Here is an 18,488-nt window from a genome sequence, read left to right as displayed (position 1 = left end):
TAAAGAATGAAAAATTTAATTTTATTAACTGTTTTATTAATAGTCACCTGTAATTATTCCATAGCTCAGCAGAACTACTATGGGGTCCAAAATAGCAAGCGAAAGGGAATGATTAATGCCATGATGAATCCCGCAGAAATTAACAATCTGAGCAAAAAGGTTGAAGTTTCTCTTTTTTCATTTAACCTCGGAATTGACAATAATGTTTTATCCGTCCAAGATATAATTGATAATCCTGATGTTGTGGAAAATATTTTTGAGGACGTTGAAGGCCCGGTCAACCTTAGAACCGATGTTTCTGTATTGGGCCCTGCTGTAGGCTTAAGGTTTAAGAAATGGTCTTTTGGTCTTACTACAGAAATCAAAGCAAAGGCAGATATTATAGATTTCAATCCTGAAATAGGTAGTTCAATTATTGAATCGGCAAATAACGACAACTATCAAACCATTGTAAACATCCCTGAGAACCAAAGAGTAAATGCCACTGGATGGATGGAAATAGGAATATTGGCGGGTAGAAAAATTTTAGATACTGATTTTCATACCCTTTCGGTTGGAGCTAATTTCAAATTACTACTACCGGGAAGTTACACCAACCTTGGGATGGACAATATAAATGCCACTATTATTTATTCTGAAGATGAAGTTTTATTAACAGATGCGCAAGGAAGCCTGAATCTTTCTTACGATGAAAGGCTAGAAAACGACGATGACTTCAACGTTGAAGATGATTTATGGAGAGGCTTAAGCCCTTCAGGTTTGGGCATTGACTTAGGTGTTAATTATATGCTAAAAAGAGACAATAAAGCTTTTTTAAATCTTGGCTTGTCCTTAAAAAACTTGGGAAGCATGGGCATGGGCAACAACCAGAGAAACAAGTACTACAGCATGAACATCCCTCAAAACGAATACTTTAGAACAGATAATTTGGAAGGAAGTATAGAAGAAATAGAACAGCAGCTTGTAGATTCAGGCTATTTCAATATTACCAATAATGATACTGATGCCCGAATTAATATGCCAAGAACTTTGTCAGCCTATGCGGAATTTAGCCCTGCTAAAATCTTTCAAGTTTCGTTATATGGACAAAAAAGAGTGAGCAATGAAAATGGCAATTTCAACCTGAGTTCCGCAGACCTGCTAGTGCTTACTCCCCGTCTGGTTTTGGGTAAATTTGAACTGTACTCACCTTGGATGCAACACCAAATTTCAGGCCTTACCGGAGGCTTAGGTTTTCAAATTGGCGGATTTTTTGTGGGTAGTCAATCTATAATTACCAACGTTATGAATGGAATCAATAGGGCCGATGTTCATATGGGCTTATCTTTAGGCTTTGGCTCTTAAGCTATTTCCTTAAAATTAAACCAAAATCCAGTCATACCTTTTGAAAGGACTAATAATTTTGTGAATGGCATTATGGCAAACGGCTTGGAGGCAAGACCTCCTTTTATATTCCCCTACATAATTGGTACTTTCATAAAATGAATTATTATATTGGACTGTCTAAAAAAAATCCATAACCACATTTTCAAATCATGTTATCTAACGAACTCAAGAAAAAAATAGAAGGCCAAGGCATGTCCTTGGGAATAGTTGAAGAACAAATTAAAAACTTTAGGGAAGGATTTCCTTTTCTAGACATCGATCATGCTGCCAAGATCAACGATGGCATCTTGGAATTATCTGATGCTGAACTTCAAAAAACCATCAAGGATTATTCAGACAAATCAAAAGAAAAAACAATCGTTAAGTTTGTACCGGCCAGTGGTGCGGCAAGTAGAATGTTTAAAAACCTTTTCAGTTTTTTAGAAAAAAATGACAATGATTTAGAAAACGATGCCTTTACCCAAACTTTTATTTCAAATATCAACTCATTTGCTTTTTATGAGGACCTTGACAATAGCTTAAAAAAAGTTGGCTCAAGTATCTCTAAAGCCATCGAAGACAAAGAATATACCCTTATAGTAAAGCACTTACTTGAAGACGACTACCTTTCCTACGGTAGTTTACCTAAGGGCTTGTTAAAGTTTCATAAGTATGCTAACGAAAGCCGTACGCCTGTAGAGGAACATTTTGTAGAGGGAGCACAATATGGTGTTGGAAAAAACAACACGGTAAGGCTTCATTTTACAGTCTCCCCTGAACATCAAAAAAGGTTTGAGGAAAAAGTGGCAGAAGTACAGCCTAAAATGGAAAGTACTTTTGGAGTGAAGTTTGAAATAAGCTTTTCGCAACAAAAGAAATCTACTAACACCATTGCTGTGGATCTTGAAAACCAGCCCTTCCTAGAAGACAATGGAGAGCCATTATTTAGACCTGCAGGTCATGGTGCCTTGTTGGAAAACTTGAATGAAATTGAAGCCGACCTTGTGTTTATAAAAAACATAGACAATGTTGTTCCGGATAGGTTAAAGGAAACCACAACCGATTACAAACAAGCAATTGGAGGTTTACTTATAGCTGCTCAAGACAAAACTTTTGCAGCCTTAAATCAACTGGATGAAGCCATCACCGATTCCTCAGTTACTCAGGCTGAAGAGGTATTTACAAGTGTAATTGGAGGAAAATTAGCTCCCACTTATGATTCAAAGATCCTGGAAGAAAAAGCGGCTTATTTGAAGGTAAAGCTTAACCGACCAATGCGCGTTTGCGGCATGGTAGAGAATACAGGTGAACCCGGAGGCGGCCCTTTTTGGGTAAAAGATACCGATGGAAGTTTATCCCTTCAAATAGGAGAAACTGCCCAGTTAAACCTGGAGGACAAAGCACAAGAAGCTCACTTCAAATCTTCTACTCATTTTAACCCCACCGATTTGGTTTGTGGTATCCGTGATTATCAGGGCAAAGCCTTTGACCTGATGAAATACAGGGATCCTAAAACCGGATTTATCACACAAAAATCCAAAAGTGGAAGAGATCTTAAAGCCCAAGAGCTTCCCGGCCTATGGAACGGCTCCATGGCCAATTGGAATTCAATATTTGTTGTGGTACCATTGATCACTTTTAACCCTGTCAAAACCATCAATGACTTATTAAGAGACGTTCACCAATAACAAAAGGCACATTTATACATTGTCTTACACTATTTTCATCATGTGATTATGAATTTACACAACAATAACAAAACCCTAACCTTAATCCTTTTAAGCCTTTTGTTTCAAATCCCACTATTGGCGCAAATTGGTGTGGGCACTGAAGCTCCTAAAGGGGCTGATCAATTGTTTAATGGGAAAAAAGGCTCACTAAAAAAAAACTGGACCTATTGGGAAGGACCAAGAATTGCTGCATCACTTCCCATTAAATGGGAAATTGTAGATGATCCTATAGAGAAGGGCCAAGCAGTAAGTGCCAATGATCCCGCTGCTGCTGGAGGTAAATATGGAGCTGCAGATATTGTTACAAAAAAGAAATACACAGATTTTAGACTTCATGTGGAATTCTTAATAAAAAATGAGGGTGGAAATAGTGGGGTTTATTTACAGAATCGCTACGAAATTCAAATTCTCGATGGAGACAGTACTACGCATGGAATGGCAGCCATAATTAATGAAAAAGCTGCTCCCTATGAGGTGTACAATGGGCTTCGTAAATGGAATGCTTATGATATTCAATTTAGGGCTGCAAGATTTGATGAACATGGTAAACTGACCGAAAAAGCGATGACCACCATTTATTTTAATGGTGAAAAAATCCATGAAAATGTCTCTATCCAAAAAGTTTGGGGTGGCCCCAACTCCGGATTGGATGGTGGAAGAAACGGTGGTGAAGGGATTACAAACCGACCCGGAGGAATTAAACTTCAAGCCGAAGGTCACGAAGTCCTTTTCCGAAATATATGGATTGAAAGGTTAAAATTGGAAAAAGCAGATACCGATTTTTAGATCAATCAATAAGCGCTCAATTGTTTCAGGTAAAAGCATTAATCATTGAATAAACGCATTTTTCGAGAGTTTCGGAAAATGCGTTTTTTTTTGTACCTCAATTGAGCAGGAAAACCGAATTATGCAGTATAAAATTAAATAAAAATTACAGATTATCCGCTTTTACAAAAAAAATAATCCCCCCTTTGCCTCTGACACTACCAGTAAATGGTCTTTTCTCATTCTTTACTGAATTTTGGCAATATATTTGCCTCAAAGCTTGATAAAAAAGCATTATGAACTTCAAAAAAATATTTGGTCCCTTTTTATCTATATTGGGATTAGGGGCATTAATTTATGGCGCCTACTTATTTTTAGTGCCTGAAGAAGGTGATTGGAAAATAATTACCGTATGTCTGGTTTTGGGTTTTATCTTTTTTAGCTCCGGCTTGGGCCTATTAAAAACCCTAAAGGACAAAAACTAATAATTCACTACTAAACAATACAATAGCGAATATAGTCTTTAATTTTTATAATTTGCAAAACATCCTACAAGGGCATTAATATTTTATTTTGCCCTTTAATTTTGAATAAAAATTTCACCATTCATATAATCACACCAATAATACATTGATTTTTTAGGGAATAAACATTAAGTTAACGTGGATAATTATTAACTATTTCCTCCCAATTAATGAAAAGCCCCCAATTAATCCATTGCCTAATTGCACTTTCTCTGCTTTCTTGTAAAAGAGAGAACGAAGGCTCTGAAGCAAACAAAAGGTTACAAGACCCCACAGCCTATATAGATGAAAAGCCGGATCCTATTTATGCGGAACATGTCAGGACCACTTCCTTCCAAAGTCCTGCTGAAGAGCTAAAGGATTTCTCCTTACCCCCGGGCTTTGAGGTTACTCTTTTTGCTTCCGAGCCGGAAATCACCAAGCCAATCAATATGGCATTTGATGAAAAAGGCAGGTTATGGGTAACACAATCCTCGGAGTATCCGATCAAAGCCGGCCCTGGCTTAGGTACAGACCGAATAAGCATATTGGAAGATACTGATCAGGACGGAAAAGCAGATAAAATAACCGATTTTGCCAATGACCTAAACATCCCCATAGGAATTCAACCTGTAAAAGACGGGGCCATCGCTTTTAGTATACCCAATATCTATCGATTTTATGATACCAATGGGGACGATGTCGCAGACAAAAGAGAGATCCTACTAGGACCTTTCGAGACCAAAGATACCCATGGTATGATCAACAATCTTTTCAGAGGCTTGGATGGATGGATTCATGCCTCCCATGGTTATAGCAATGTCTCAACTGTGTCAGGAAAAGATGGCAATTCCATTACAATGACCTCCGGTAACACCTTTCGCTTCACAATGGATGGCCAGCATGTGGAAAAAACAAGTGATGGAAGAATCAACCCTTTCGGGTCAGACCTGGACAAATGGGGTTACCATTATTCCGCTGATTGTCATACCCTGCCCATTTATCAAATCATATGGAATGGTAACTACACCCAGTGGGGTAAAATGGAGCCAAATATGGGACATGCGCCCACCATGATGGATTATGGACTTAACTCCACTGCCTTGTCCGGCCTTGTATATTATACTGACAATCAATTTCCGGAAGAATACCAAAACAGCTTTTACTCCGGTGATGTGGTTACCTGCAGGATCAGTAGAAGCACCATGGCATTTAACGGATCAACCCCAAAAGCCAGCAGAAAAGCAGATTTTTTGGTGAGCAAAGATCCCTGGTTTAGGCCTGTAGATATAAAGATCGGACCTGATGGGGCCATGTATATTGCCGATTTTTACAATAGTATTATAGGCCATTATGAGGTACCCTTAGATCATCCTGAAAGGGATAGGAATAGCGGTAGAATTTGGAAAATCACCTATAATGGATCCCAAAAATCACCGATCGATTGGTCGGCAGTTAATCTAGACTTTCTCATAGAAAAATTAGGGGATCCGATCTTACAAACTAGAATAATGGCAACAGATGAGATTGTAGATAGATTTTCAACCTCTGCTATCCCTGTTTTAAAAAAGCTTGTAGCGAACGGGGGAATGCTGGACATTCAAAACGTTCAGGTTTTATGGGCTTTATTTAGATTAGATGCATTAACAGATCAAAGCTTAAAAACCGCACTGACTAGTGAAAAGGAACTCGTTCGAGTTCACGCATTTCGGATTTTAAGTGAATTCCAAAGCTTTAACCAGCAGAAATTTGATTGGGTTAAAAATGGCTTGTCAGACGAAAGTGCCCATGTGAGGAGAGTTGCCGCTGAAACGTTAATTAGACATCATGGTATGGATATGGTTTCCCCCATCTTACAAACCCTACTAAAAACCAAAGAGGAAGACAGCCATTTAATTTATGCCTTAAAATATGCACTTTTTCAACATGCCCAAAATCCTGAAATTTTAACTGCAATGGCTGCAAAAAATTGGTCCGAGGATGAAAAAGAGTTGGTGGCTTTGATTTTTTCAGACACAAGATCCAAAAAAGCCGGAGAATTTTTAATGGAATACTTAAGTAACACCAAGGTTTCAGAAGAAAAGTTTCTCGCCTATTTAACTGCTATAGCCAGAACCCTTCCTGCATCTAAGATGGCAGGTATTATTGAGCTGGCAAAAACTACAATGCCCAATATTCCTACTTTCAAAAAAGCAATGGCTTTAAATAATGGGGCAAGACAGCAAGGAATGACTTTTCCCGCAATACTCAATACATGGAATTCACAAATTAGTCATGCGGTTATTAAAGCAAACACTTCTGATAAAGCCAATAAAACTGAACAGGATATGGAGGCATTAAAATACGCCATTCAACTTTCCGGTCAGTTAAAAAGTCATGAAAACATTCCACCAATTATAGCATTGATTAACGATTCCGAGACAGCAACAGACCTGAGAGAATTAAGTGTAAATGCTTTAATGGAAATTGACCCAAAAACTCAAATTGATTTCCTTAAAAAGTGGTTAAGAAATGGCAATAGTAGTATAGGTTTCCGGAAAATAATAGTAGAAGCAATAGGGAAATCCACTTCTGATCGAGCTTTGGACGCCTTAGGAAATGGCTTGAAGAATACCCCAATGGAATTGCAGGAACATATTGCCGCACAACTTTCAACTTCAGTAAAAGGGAAAAGTCGGCTCTTAAAATTAATAAAAGAAGGACATGCACCGGCAAGGGTACTCAAAGCACGACAAGTGGAAGAAAGGTTTCTGTCTGGAGCCAATGAAGCACAGAAATCAACTTATGAGGAATTAACCATGAATTTACCTCCAATCAGCGATGAAAAACAAGCCTTAATCGTTCAGCGAACCGAAGCTTTTAAAAATGATCCTGAACAGTTGGTTGCCGGGAAGGCGCTTTTTGAAGAGAATTGCGGCATATGTCATCGAGTAGGTGAAAAAGGAGGAATGATCGGGCCTCAATTAGACGGTGTGGGCAATTGGGGTGTGGAAGCTTTGGCCACAAAGGTATTGGATCCAAATAGAAATATCTCAGAAAACTTCCGTACTTACACCATCCACCTAAAAGACGGGCAAACCAAATCCGGCTTGTTTCGACGAGAAGATGGGCAAGTGCTGGTAATGGCAGACCAATCCGGAAATGAGTTTACAATTCCCAAAAAAGACATAAAAAAACAAACACCCTCTACCCTTACCCTAATGCCTGATCATTTTGGAAGCACATTTGATCAATCACAATTCAATGGTTTAATGACCTATTTACTAAATCTTCGCTAAAATGTTCCAGCCAATTCAACCCTTTCTATTTGCCTTAGTTTTAATTGCAGGCATCCGCCCGGCCCTTTCTCAAAGCTCCTCACCCATTACTTTCAAAAAACATGTGTTGAGTACCCAATTTCTTGCAGAAGGTGCCGCCATTGGAGATGTTAATCAGGACGGCCTAATGGATGTTATGGCAGGAGCTTATTGGTTTGAGGCACCAAAATGGAAGCCTCATGAATTAGAAGAACCTAAAATATTTGAATACGATAAAGGGTATAGTAATGCATTCATTAGTCATGGCATGGATGTGAACATGGATGGCTGGGTAGACTTTGTAAGGATAGGATTTCCGGGAGAAGCTGTGCTATGGTTTGAAAACCCTAAAAACCAAGCCGGTTTATGGGAAATCCACACCATTTGCCCGGCATTAGGCAATGAGTCTGCAGGTTTTTACGATGTGGACAAAGATGGCAGAATGGATTTGGTAGGTAGCATTCCAGAAACCGGTGAAATGGTTTGGTACCGTGCCCCTTCAAGGCCTAACAATTTAACTTGGGATAAATTTACGATTAGTGATAAAGAAAGCCCCGGCACCGCCCGCTACGCGCATGGTTTAGGCATGGGGGATATCGACCTGGATGGGCACAAGGATCTTATCATTACTGAAGGATGGTGGAAATCCCCCGAGGATCCCACAAAGGGTCCCTGGAAATTTCAACCTGCTAATTTTGGAGAGCCCTCGGCGCAAATGTTTGCCCATGATATTAATGGTGACCAAAAACCTGAAATACTATCTTCTGCTGCACACGAACTTGGTATTTGGTGGCATGAACAAGACCAAAGCGATGCATGGAAAACACATTTAATTGACGATAGCTTTTCCCAAACCCATGCCTTGGAATTGGTAGACATCAACAGGGATGGGCATTTGGATCTGGTGACCGGCAAGCGGTATTATGCCCATATGGGAAAAGACCCGGGAGGCAATGAACCACCGGTACTGGCTTGGTTTGAGTTTCAGCCCGGCACACAATCCAAGTGGATAAAGCATACCATCGACCGGGATTCAGGCGTGGGAGTACAAGTAACTGTAGCAGACTTTTTTGGCCATGGCCTCCTGGACATCATTGTGGCCAATAAAAAGGGAGTTTTTGTCTTTGAACAAGAGCAGGAATAAACCTACTCCCCTGCACTTTTAATTTCTTCCAATTTTTGCTTCATCCGATCAATCTTCTCCGGGAATGCTTCAAATAAGTTGGTGCTTTCCAACGGATCTTTATTCAATTGGTACAATTGGCCTACGGGCCCTTTGTCATCGGGATTTAATCGAACCGGGTAAGTGAAGCCTCCCGAGCCTAGGCCATCGATGTATTTCCAATCGCCTTCACGAATGGCAAACATTCCTGCAGATGAATGGTGTACCATATTATTTCGGCTGGTAAAAGACATGTCCCCCGTCAAAACCGGTCCAAAATCTTTACTGTCAATACCCTCGCCTGCCGGTATCTTTTCACCGGTTAAACTTGCCAAGGTTGCATAAATGTCGGTTAGGCTAACCAAGCCTTTATAGGTATTGCTCTTTTTGATGCCATTGGGCCAAGAAATCACCAAAGGAACTCTGTGACCACCGTTCCACACATCACCTTTTTGCCCCCTACTCCCTTTATTGGAATCATGCCCATGCAAAAGAATTTCCTCCTCCGGCCAATAGGCTCCATTGTCACTACTAAAAATAATTAGGGTATTGTCCAATAAACCTTCAGCTTTCAATTTTGACTTAATTCTGGCGACAACCTGATCAATATCCATAACAAAATCACCATACAATCCTGCACCCGATTTACCTTTGTTTTCTTCAGAGGGTAGCCAAGGGGTATGGGGGCCGGTCAATGGCATATATAGAAAAAACGGCTTCTCTGCACTTTGTTTTCCAATAAATTTTTCTCCCTGTGCTACAATGGTCTCCAGACAATCTTCTACCCTAAAAGTTGCAGACATCTCTCCCAACCTCCACCAAACACCTTTTTCCCAATAAACCGCTCTGTCATCACTGTGTTTTTTGTCCCAAGAAAATTCAGTGTTTGCTTTTCTTATGGGATAAACAGCTGTTGTCAAGATAATATTGGGGTCCACCACCTGACCATTTTCAAGAAAAACATAAGGAGGGATATCTAAAGAGGCCGGATGAATATAAGAATAATCAAAACCAAAATCATTTGGCCCGGATTTTACCGGAGAAGAATAATCTACATTTGAATAACCCGTTGAAGCATCTCTTTGGGCTATATTTTGATCTTTGGTAGCCCAATTTAAGCCTAAATGCCATTTGCCGGTAATGGCTGTATTATAGCCGGCATTTTTTAAAATACTAGCAATGGTAAGCCTTTCCTTTTCTATAACAGAAGGTGTAAAACCACCAATCCCACCTGCGGCTGCCGGTGTTCTAAATGCATACCTTCCGGTTAGCAGGCCATACCTTGAAGGGGTACATACAGAGGCGCTGGCATGGGCATTTTCAAATGAAATCCCTGAATTTACAAGCTCATCAATTGCCGGTGTTTTTATCCTGGACAAGGGATTTAAAGATTGAATATCCCCATATCCCATATCATCTGCAAAAATGATCACAACATTTGGTTTTTTTACCAATGAAGATTGTCGGCCGGAAAACCCCAATAGTAGGACTATAATAAGCATGGAGGCGATTCCAAATAAAATAAATGAATAGCCCTCCGGCATTCCGATATAATTTTTGACTTGGTTTAATAACTTAGACATTGTGATGTTATTTTTACTTTAACATTGGTTCATGGCAATACGCTTTGCGTCCACTCGAGAGATTTCTTCTATCATTGCAAAAAAAAATGATTCTGATAAGCAGCAATTAAATTGCTTTCTTACCAGAATCAAATTTAAAAGTTAAAATTCTTTTCAAAGAATCTCTTGCTTAAAATAGCTTTTAAAGTTTATAAAACTCTTCCCATCCTTTTCTAGGAGAAACACCTGACAACAACTCATTGGCCAAGGCATGATTGGTGACTTGCTTGGTTTCCCTATCAAATTCCAATTTGGCACCTAGTCTTTGTGATAGCACGCCCAAAGAAAACACCTGACTCAAAGGACCTGCAATATCAAAGGAAGACCTTGCTTTCTCTTCACCTTTACAAGCTTTCAAGAAATTGGCAAAGTGATTGGAAGGGCTTTCCGGAACTTCAGGTAATTGGCCTGCCATATCTTTTGCCTTCTCCTCTGGTATAATGGAAAGGGTACTTCCATGTGATCCGCCTTTGAAAGTAAGCTCTCCACCATAAATAATTTTTCCTGGATTCAGTTTTGCAGGCTGCAACTGTCCATTACTTGGTGGTGGAATATTTGGATCAAGTTCAGAAACTCCATAACCGGCAGGTACCGGAGGGATATTATTCTGGCCATCATACCAGGTAATGGTCATCGCCGGCATATTACCCCTTTTGGGGAATTTAAATTCCAGTGTTGATTCCATTGGGAAAAAGAAGGTATTATGATCATCCAATCTCAATGGAACAACTTCCTCAGGTAAACCCAACTCCAAAAATTCGTGGGCAGTATCCATGATATGTGCTCCCCAGTCTCCTAAAGCTCCCATACCAAAGTCATACCAACATCTCCACTGTCCATTGACCAAGTCTTGATGATAATCATGATGATGGGAGGTTCCCAACCAAGTATCCCAATCCATGGTCGATGGCATGGGTTGTTCGGCAGGAAATGAAAAGATTTTTGGATCCCAACCGTGCCATCTTCTTCGGCCATTCATATGGGCAGTCATGGCAGTAACATCCTTGATTATCCCTGCTTCCTTCCAAGCTTTGAACTGGAAATAATTAGCTTCTGAGTGACCTTGATTACCCATTTGGGTAACTACATTGTATTTATTCGCACCATCCATCATCAGTTGGACTTCATTAAAAGTCCTGGCCATTGGTTTTTCCACGTAAACATGAACTCCCATAGACATGGCCAACATGGTAATCGGAAAATGAGAAAAATCCGGTGTCCCAACAGAAACAGCTTCTATATCTTTGCCCATCTTATCAAACATCTCCCTAAAATCCTTAAACCTAGGCACATTCGGAAACATTTTCATTACCTCTAAAGTATGCTCAGCACCCATGTCCACATCACATAGCGCAACAACATTTGCCAAACCTGTGGCATATAAAGATTTGACAACCTCTCCTCCCCTGTGACCAATTCCACAGCAGGCCAGATTCACTTTTTCACTTGGTGCCACATGTCCGGTTTGATTTCCGAGGACAAACGAAGGTATTAAGGATACACCTGCCGCACCCAAAGCACTAGATTTAATAAAACGTCTTCTTTGGTTATTCATTATTAATTGTTAATTGATTGATTAAATTTCAAACTTATTTTACTAAGCAAAGCTAAAGACAATAGAAAGGTCTTTTTGTAGAAACATAAATTTGAAGATAGAGGTAAAGTCTATATTTTTGGTGAATTTTAAAAATTACTTTAAACAAAAAACTTGAAAAGGCTGAAAATTGCCCTTAAATTTCAGGATGAAAGTTAAAACCTACCTATTTACTATTTTAGTCATTGCCCTTTTAAGCGGCTCATGCAATCAATTTCAGCGTAACAGCGGCCAATATGAATTGGTGGTTTTAGATACCTTAAAAATTCCATTTACTGGTGATATTCATGCAGGTACTTATGCGCACCACACCGGTCTAATATACAATTACCAAAATGGAGAGTACCTGAAGTTTGACAGTTCCGGAAATGTTTTGGCAAACAACAAAATCCCTATTAGCGGTGATAGTGGTTTGTATTATGTAAATGGCTTGAAAATAATAGAAAATGGAAATATTCTCGCCAAATCTATTAGGGGTGAAATTGGCTTACTTGATGAGCAATTGAACCTGATAAAAAAGGCTAATATGCCCTTCCCTAATGGATCGCTTGACCTCAAAAGAAATCAAAATGCGATTAATATTTATAAAGATGAATTATTGTTATTTCACCCCGGAAGAAACAATAAAAGCCCTTATGATTTAGGTTATTACAGAGACAATTATTTATTGGAAAAATTAAACCCTAGCACCGGAGAAGCGACTCCTTTTCTAAAACTTTCCCCCGAAAGCCAATACCAAGAGAGTCTGCATTTCGAACCACCAACAGCATTAATTAGTATTTCAGGCAATTCGCTATACTTTGTTTTCAATAAAGAGCCCCTTGTCAGCAAATATGATCTGGCAAATAATGGCACATGGGTTAACAGTGTCCCATTAGATTCAGAAGACTTTATACAAATTAAAGGTCAGGAACTCCCGCTGGGCAATGATGGTTCAGTATTGGTAGAAGGTGAAATCACCAATCTTTTTGCCCTTAAAAATGGTTTTGCAGTAGTTTATATAGACGGCTTATTAAAGGAGGAACCAAGCCCCGGAAAAAAGATTCCCGGCAAACAATTGCAAGTTTACAATAACGAGACCGGTTGGGCAAATCCCATAGAACTGCCCTTTAACATACTCTTTCTGCTTAACTTCGAGGAAGAAGAGCAGGCATTTTATGGTTTGATAAATCCCAAGACATTACCAATGGGTAGCAATCAAGCTCAAGTGCTAAAATTGCAATTAGCAAGAAATTAAAAAACAATATACTCCGATAACCTGATGAAAACACAACTACAAAAAGTCATTCCTTTAATGATCCTACTGGCCACTTTGCTGGCTTCTTGTTCAGGCCACAACAAAAGTGAATCTGTAAATATTGAAGACGGATGGCGCACTTTATTTAATGGCAAAGACATGGACAATTGGCGTATTAAAATAGCCAAACATGAACTTGACGAGAATTATGCAAATACCTTTTCTGTAGAAGATGGCCTACTAAAAGTAAGGTATGATGGTTATGAAGACTTTGACCGACAGTATGGACATATCTTTTATGATGAGCCTTTTTCATACTACCTGTATAGGGTTGAATACAGATTTGTTGGAGAACAAGCCCCGGGAGGCGAAGGATGGGCCTTGAGAAATTCCGGTGTAATGCTCCACGGCCAAGATCCGGAAACCATGCTGAAAGACCAAGACTTCCCTATCTCCATAGAAGGCCAACTTCTAGGAGGAGATGGCGAAAATCCCAGAACCACCAGTAATTTATGTACACCCGGAACCAATGTGGTAATGGATGGTGAGCTTTTTACTCCACATTGCGTCAGCTCCTCCTCAAAAACCTACCATGGTGACCAGTGGGTTACCGCCGACTTTTTGGTTTTAGGTGATTCAATTATTCATCACATCATAGAACAAGACACTGTGCTGACCTACTTACAACCTCAAATGGGAGGCGGCAATGTAAGCAACCATAACCCTGAAGTCTTGAAAGATGGCCAGCTAATTTCTGAGGGCTATATTTCCCTACAAAGTGAAAGCCATCCTATTGATTTTAAAAGTGTGAAAATATTTGACCTAAGCCCTTATAAAGACGATACAGAAATGCTTAAAAAGGTGTTGAATCAATTGAAAGCTGCCAAAAATTAATGGTTTAAGGATAAGCCATAGGCAATTACTGAAAAATCTTCAGCTAATTACGCCATTCGAGCCTTGAAAAGCTTGCATCTATTTAAAATGGAATGGGGCTCGGATTATTTTAATCCGGGCCCCATTTTTTATGAATTATCCCCTAAAGAATATGAGGGTTTATTTAAAGCGTCAACTTATGGCCTTGCCCCTTAGTGCTAGCATTCCAATTTCCGAATCGAATTGTACTTAAGGAAAAATACCTAGGTCGGTATAAGAAATAGCTATTCTTTCGAGCGCTACAATAAATCCGGCTGTTCTCAGGTCTTTAATGCCTTTTTCCTTACGCACACTGTTCATATGGTGATAAGCAGTTACCATTGTTTCTTCAAGCCCGGAGTTAACCAAATCCCTCTCACTTGCCCCTTTGATTATAACCCTTTTCTGCTCATCACTAAATGAATCTCCTGTAGCCTTTTCAATGCCTTCTAGTAGTTCATCATATTTTTTCATGTCGTATCTTTTCTCTAATTTCCCGAAAGATACCCTTGAAAGGTTTTTCAACCACTCAAAATAAGAGACAGTTACCCCTCCTGCATTGAGGTACATATCTGGAATAATCATGATTCCCTTCTCCAGTAGTATGGTATTGGCTTCTTGTGTTACGGGCCCATTCGCAGCCTCAGCGATAAGTTTCGCTTGAATGTCATGGGCATTTTCTGAAGTGATTTGATTTTCCAAAGCTGCAGGGATCAAAATATCACAAGGTTTGGTTAACAGAGAATTGGCATTCTCAATAAATTCACCTTTTTCATAGCCCTTAAAACTTTTATTTTCTAGTTGATAGGCTTTAATTTCATCGATATCTATGCCATTTTCATCCCAAAGTCCACCATTATATTCTGCTATTCCAATAATCTTCGCTCCGGCTTCTGAAAGGTATTTGGCAGAATAAAAACCTACATTACCCAAGCCCTGCAAGACAACTGTTTTTCCTTTCAAGCCAACTTTTAATCCCAGTTCATCCATATCCTCTCTGACACTTACAGCCTCTCGAATCCCAATGTATACTCCCATACCCGTGGCTTCTGTTCTACCCTCAATACCATGCTGAGAGAGGGGTTTACCGGTAACACAACCCTTGGCATTGATCACTTCAGGGTTAAAAGCCTCAAAAGTATCTACTATCCAAGCCATCTCTTGACTACTTGTGCCATAATCCGGAGCAGGAACATCTATGGCCGGGCCGATGAACTTCTTTTTAATCAATTCAGAAGTATACCTTCTTGTTATTTTCTCCAATTGGTCACGTGTATACTTCTTATGATCTATCCTTACACCACCCTTGGCACCACCATAAGGAATATTTACCAAGGCACATTTATAGGTCATCAATGCTGCAAGTCCTTTGACTTCTTCTTCATTCACAAAACTGCTATACCGGATACCACCCTTTACAGGCAATTTGTGATGTGAATGCTGCACCCTGTACCCTTCTATAACTTGATAGGTTCCATCACCATTCCTTAGCGGAAAATTAAATTTATAAATGCTATTGCATAATTTTATCTGCTCCAGCAAGCCGGGGTGTATGTCCATATGGCTGGCTGCATGATCTACAACTTTATTTACATCATCAAATAGACTGTATTCTGCTTTTGCATTCATAAACCTTAAATTTAATCTTTTTAACAAAAATTCCAGATACCTGACCGCAAGGTCTATGCCTAAAATAAAAAGCTTATGATCCGTTAATCATGCAATCCTTATCTTTGCTACCAAGATTAAAGAATCAATTGATGAATTTCACTTAAAAGCATCAAATCTCTTTGCCAAGCGAACATTTTGCCCCACTCTTTGCTGCAATGCGTCTCCCATATCCTCCCTTGCTTTTTCAGCCAATGCCTGCAACTTCTTTACCACCTCATCATTGTCTTCAATAATATTATAACGCTCTGATGGATCCTTCTCTAAATCATACAGCTCCATTTCTTCCAATGTTAACATCTCATATTTTACAGGTATTCCATTGGAAGGCTTTACATAATCATCCGGAAGCGTACGATACCTATGTGGAAAATACAGCTTCCATTTACCTGAAATAACTGCTTGCAATTCGTTTTTGTTATAATAAATATAATAGGCTTCCTGAGGAGATTCAGCTCCCTCTTCCATACTAATTAATGGCCAAATATTTTTTCCATCAATGGTTTTCTCAGGCAAAGGCGCTCCGGTAATATGAGCAATGGTAGGTAATAGGTCTATGGTCATTGCTATTTTATCTTGAACTTGCCCTTTAGGAATTTTTCCTTTCCATTGCATTATGGCCGGAACACGTATACCTCCCTCCCAAGAAGTACCTTTTCCCTCTTTGAAAATACCGGTACTACCTGCATGAGTTCCATAAGAAAGCCAAGGGCCATTGTCCGAAGTAAAGATGACCAAGGTGTTTTCTTCCAGACCATTATTCTTTAATGCTTCTAATACCTGTCCTACTGACCAGTCAATTTCCATGATTACATCTCCATAAATGCCCGCCTCGGACTTCCCTTTAAATTTTTCAGACACAAATAAGGGTACATGAGGCATATTGTGAGCCAAATAAAGAAAAAATGGTTGATGGCTATTTCTGTCAATAAAATCAACAGCCTTTTCTGTATACCAAGTTGTTAGCATGCTCTGCTCAGTTAATGTATCAATAATCGTTTCATTTTGATACAAGGGAAGCGGAGGGTAATCATCCGGTCTTTCAGGGTGATAAGGCCACATATCATTGGAATAAGGAAGCCCAAAAAACTCATCAAAACCTTGTTTGGTCGGTAAAAATGGTTCAAGATGTCCCAAATGCCACTTGCCTACAATTCCGGTTGCATAGCCTTTGGGTTTCAGCAACTCAGCAATAGTTGTCTCCTCCGGTGATAAACCGTGTTTACTGCGATCAGAGAGGGCTCCAAAAATACCAAGGCGATTGGAGTAACACCCTGTAAGAATTGAGGCCCTTGATGCAGAACAAACTGCATTGGATACATGAAAGTTTGTAAACTGAACACCATTTTTGGCCATAAGGTCCAAGTTGGGTGTCTTGATATTTTTCGCACCAAAAACCCCTACATCTTCATAGCCTTGGTCATCTGTAAAAATGATTACAATATTGGGTTGGGTTGGTTCACTCTGCTCTTTTTTTACAGCGCTGCTACTTGTACAACCGAAAATTGTACTAACAATTAATACAATAAATAAAAAGCCCATCCGACCGGATGGCTGTGTAAAAGGTGTATACATTCTTATCCAATTTTTTCCGGATAGAATATACCCAAATCAATGCATTTAACAAATAAGAATGCTGTAATTTTATTACTAATACAAGATAAAAAAGAGCAAGTTGTATCCTTGAATTGAAATTTTCAGGCAGGTCAATTAACAGGTAAAGAAGCGGTTTCAAACCAATAATTTTGTATAGATGCAATTGTCTTTAGAAAATCAGCAACCTCCGCAGGTTTGGTAATGTAGCAATTTGCATAATTCTGATACGATAAATCAATATCTTTTTTAGAGCTGGAAGTTGACAGAATAACGACAGGGATTTTTTTGTAGTTATCGTGTTGCTTTAGTTCAAGCAATACCTCATGCCCACTTTTTTTAGGAAGGTTTACATCAAGGATAATTAAATCAGGGGTAGTTTGTTGCTCAAAACCATTGGTTTTAAAAATAAAATCCAAGGCCTCCTGTCCATCACGTGCTATACTTACTTTGTTTTCTATTTCACTTTCTTTTAAAGCTTCAAGTGTTAAAAAAATATCACCTTCATTGTCTTCTACCAATAAAATATGTGCTGATTTCATTTTATCTATTGTTCTAAAATATGACTATCAAAATCCCCAACTTTTATATACTATTTTTCGGGCGTATAAATTTTCCCGCATTGATGTGTACTTGAACTAATCTATGGAATAGTGCCAACATGAATTGTAATTATCATTCACTCCTATTTTTTAAGTTAAGATAAAATTGCTGTAATCCCTAATTGAACAAAACAAATAGTTCACCCCCTTAATTCCCAAACACCTCTAGTCAACTGATTTGCTTGGCACTTATAAAATTGGAAATTCATGTAAGAAGCCGGCTTAAACAAGCAATTGCATATTGATAAATAATCAAACCTAACCTTTGTATTTACAAGTTAGTTCTGAACTAGCCACAAAATTAAAACATTTTTATTCAAATTGAAAATTTATGTGTTTTAGTAGTGGTTTGTTAATTTTTTTGAATAAGTATAGGCTAATTTTTCAAATACTTTAAAAATACACATTAATCAGTTTTGGCTATTCCGGAAATTAAATG

The 18,488-nt window shown here is 39.0% G+C and carries 13 protein-coding genes; 8 read left to right on the top strand and 5 right to left on the bottom strand.

Annotation, left to right across the window (positions count from 1 at the left end):
• Positions 1–6 precede the first annotated feature (6 nt).
• The 6 genes from Q4534_RS08460 (at position 7) to Q4534_RS08435 (ending at position 8,803) form a co-directional block, all read left to right on the top strand.
• Positions 7–1,344, top strand: a complete 1,338-nt coding sequence (locus tag Q4534_RS08460; protein WP_303612732.1) for a DUF5723 family protein — start codon at positions 7–9, stop codon at positions 1,342–1,344.
• 191 nt (positions 1,345–1,535) lie between these two features.
• Positions 1,536–3,053 carry a DUF4301 family protein gene (locus Q4534_RS08455; RefSeq protein ID WP_303612731.1) on the top strand — a complete coding sequence of 506 codons (1,518 nt, stop codon included), beginning with the start codon at positions 1,536–1,538 and terminating at the stop codon, positions 3,051–3,053.
• Between the two features lie 48 nt (positions 3,054–3,101).
• Positions 3,102–3,881 carry a DUF1080 domain-containing protein gene (locus Q4534_RS08450; RefSeq protein ID WP_303612730.1) on the top strand — a complete coding sequence of 260 codons (780 nt, stop codon included), beginning with the start codon at positions 3,102–3,104 and terminating at the stop codon, positions 3,879–3,881.
• A 275-nt stretch (positions 3,882–4,156) separates the two neighbouring features.
• Positions 4,157–4,345: a hypothetical protein gene (locus tag Q4534_RS08445; RefSeq protein ID WP_303612729.1), complete on the top strand. Its 189-nt coding sequence runs from the start codon at positions 4,157–4,159 to the stop codon at positions 4,343–4,345.
• Positions 4,346–4,554: 209 nt separating this feature from the next.
• A complete protein-coding gene (locus Q4534_RS08440) occupies positions 4,555–7,641 on the top strand; it encodes a PVC-type heme-binding CxxCH protein (protein WP_303612728.1) in 3,087 nt (1,028 codons plus the stop codon).
• Position 7,642: 1 nt separating this feature from the next.
• The gene (locus Q4534_RS08435) at positions 7,643–8,803 is read left to right on the top strand and encodes a VCBS repeat-containing protein (protein WP_303612727.1); all 1,161 of its coding nucleotides are present in this window, start codon (positions 7,643–7,645) and stop codon (positions 8,801–8,803) included.
• A 2-nt stretch (positions 8,804–8,805) separates the two neighbouring features.
• On the opposite strand, the gene Q4534_RS08430 is transcribed toward Q4534_RS08435, so the two are convergent.
• Together Q4534_RS08430 and Q4534_RS08425 are read right to left on the bottom strand one after the other, a co-directional pair.
• Complete coding sequence (locus Q4534_RS08430) at positions 8,806–10,404, bottom strand: arylsulfatase (protein ID WP_303612726.1); 1,599 nt, start codon at positions 10,402–10,404, stop codon at positions 8,806–8,808.
• 181 nt (positions 10,405–10,585) lie between these two features.
• The gene (locus Q4534_RS08425) at positions 10,586–11,998 is read right to left on the bottom strand and encodes a Gfo/Idh/MocA family protein (protein WP_303612725.1); all 1,413 of its coding nucleotides are present in this window, start codon (positions 11,996–11,998) and stop codon (positions 10,586–10,588) included.
• Between the two features lie 187 nt (positions 11,999–12,185).
• Between Q4534_RS08425 and Q4534_RS08420 the strand changes: the two genes are divergently transcribed.
• Positions 12,186–13,274 (top strand): hypothetical protein, encoded by a 1,089-nt coding sequence (locus tag Q4534_RS08420; protein ID WP_303612724.1) that lies wholly within the window; start codon positions 12,186–12,188, stop codon positions 13,272–13,274.
• Positions 13,275–13,298: 24 nt separating this feature from the next.
• On the top strand, positions 13,299–14,168 hold the full coding sequence (locus Q4534_RS08415) for a DUF1080 domain-containing protein (protein ID WP_303612723.1): 870 nt from the start codon (positions 13,299–13,301) through the stop codon (positions 14,166–14,168).
• Between the two features lie 228 nt (positions 14,169–14,396).
• On the opposite strand, the gene Q4534_RS08410 is transcribed toward Q4534_RS08415, so the two are convergent.
• The 3 genes from Q4534_RS08410 to Q4534_RS08400 form a co-directional block, all read right to left on the bottom strand.
• Positions 14,397–15,815, bottom strand: a complete 1,419-nt coding sequence (locus Q4534_RS08410; protein ID WP_303612722.1) for a Glu/Leu/Phe/Val dehydrogenase — start codon at positions 15,813–15,815, stop codon at positions 14,397–14,399.
• 138 nt (positions 15,816–15,953) lie between these two features.
• Positions 15,954–17,429 (bottom strand): sulfatase, encoded by a 1,476-nt coding sequence (locus Q4534_RS08405; RefSeq protein ID WP_303612721.1) that lies wholly within the window; start codon positions 17,427–17,429, stop codon positions 15,954–15,956.
• Between the two features lie 131 nt (positions 17,430–17,560).
• The gene (locus Q4534_RS08400) at positions 17,561–17,989 is read right to left on the bottom strand and encodes a response regulator (RefSeq protein ID WP_303612720.1); all 429 of its coding nucleotides are present in this window, start codon (positions 17,987–17,989) and stop codon (positions 17,561–17,563) included.
• Positions 17,990–18,488 lie beyond the last annotated feature (499 nt).

It is taken from the genome of Cyclobacterium sp. 1_MG-2023 (assembly GCF_030546805.1).
GTDB lineage: Bacteria > Bacteroidota > Bacteroidia > Cytophagales > Cyclobacteriaceae > Cyclobacterium.
This window is presented reverse-complemented; position numbering and strand designations above follow the sequence as displayed.

What these genes read in the sequence shown, in the direction of transcription:
- Q4534_RS08405 (WP_303612721.1), bottom strand. Translation starts at nt 17,429, where the DNA reads ATGTATACACCTTTTACACAGCCATCCGGTCGGATGGGCTTTTTATTT.
- Q4534_RS08440 (WP_303612728.1), top strand. Translation starts at nt 4,555, where the DNA reads ATGAAAAGCCCCCAATTAATCCATTGCCTAATTGCACTTTCTCTGCTT.
- Q4534_RS08455 (WP_303612731.1), top strand. Translation starts at nt 1,536, where the DNA reads ATGTTATCTAACGAACTCAAGAAAAAAATAGAAGGCCAAGGCATGTCC.
- Q4534_RS08450 (WP_303612730.1), top strand. Translation starts at nt 3,102, where the DNA reads ATGAATTTACACAACAATAACAAAACCCTAACCTTAATCCTTTTAAGC.
- Q4534_RS08400 (WP_303612720.1), bottom strand. Translation starts at nt 17,989, where the DNA reads ATGAAATCAGCACATATTTTATTGGTAGAAGACAATGAAGGTGATATT.
- Q4534_RS08430 (WP_303612726.1), bottom strand. Translation starts at nt 10,404, where the DNA reads ATGTCTAAGTTATTAAACCAAGTCAAAAATTATATCGGAATGCCGGAG.
- Q4534_RS08410 (WP_303612722.1), bottom strand. Translation starts at nt 15,815, where the DNA reads ATGAATGCAAAAGCAGAATACAGTCTATTTGATGATGTAAATAAAGTT.
- Q4534_RS08445 (WP_303612729.1), top strand. Translation starts at nt 4,157, where the DNA reads ATGAACTTCAAAAAAATATTTGGTCCCTTTTTATCTATATTGGGATTA.
- Q4534_RS08420 (WP_303612724.1), top strand. Translation starts at nt 12,186, where the DNA reads ATGAAAGTTAAAACCTACCTATTTACTATTTTAGTCATTGCCCTTTTA.
- Q4534_RS08415 (WP_303612723.1), top strand. Translation starts at nt 13,299, where the DNA reads ATGAAAACACAACTACAAAAAGTCATTCCTTTAATGATCCTACTGGCC.
- Q4534_RS08425 (WP_303612725.1), bottom strand. Translation starts at nt 11,998, where the DNA reads ATGAATAACCAAAGAAGACGTTTTATTAAATCTAGTGCTTTGGGTGCG.
- Q4534_RS08435 (WP_303612727.1), top strand. Translation starts at nt 7,643, where the DNA reads ATGTTCCAGCCAATTCAACCCTTTCTATTTGCCTTAGTTTTAATTGCA.
- Q4534_RS08460 (WP_303612732.1), top strand. Translation starts at nt 7, where the DNA reads ATGAAAAATTTAATTTTATTAACTGTTTTATTAATAGTCACCTGTAAT.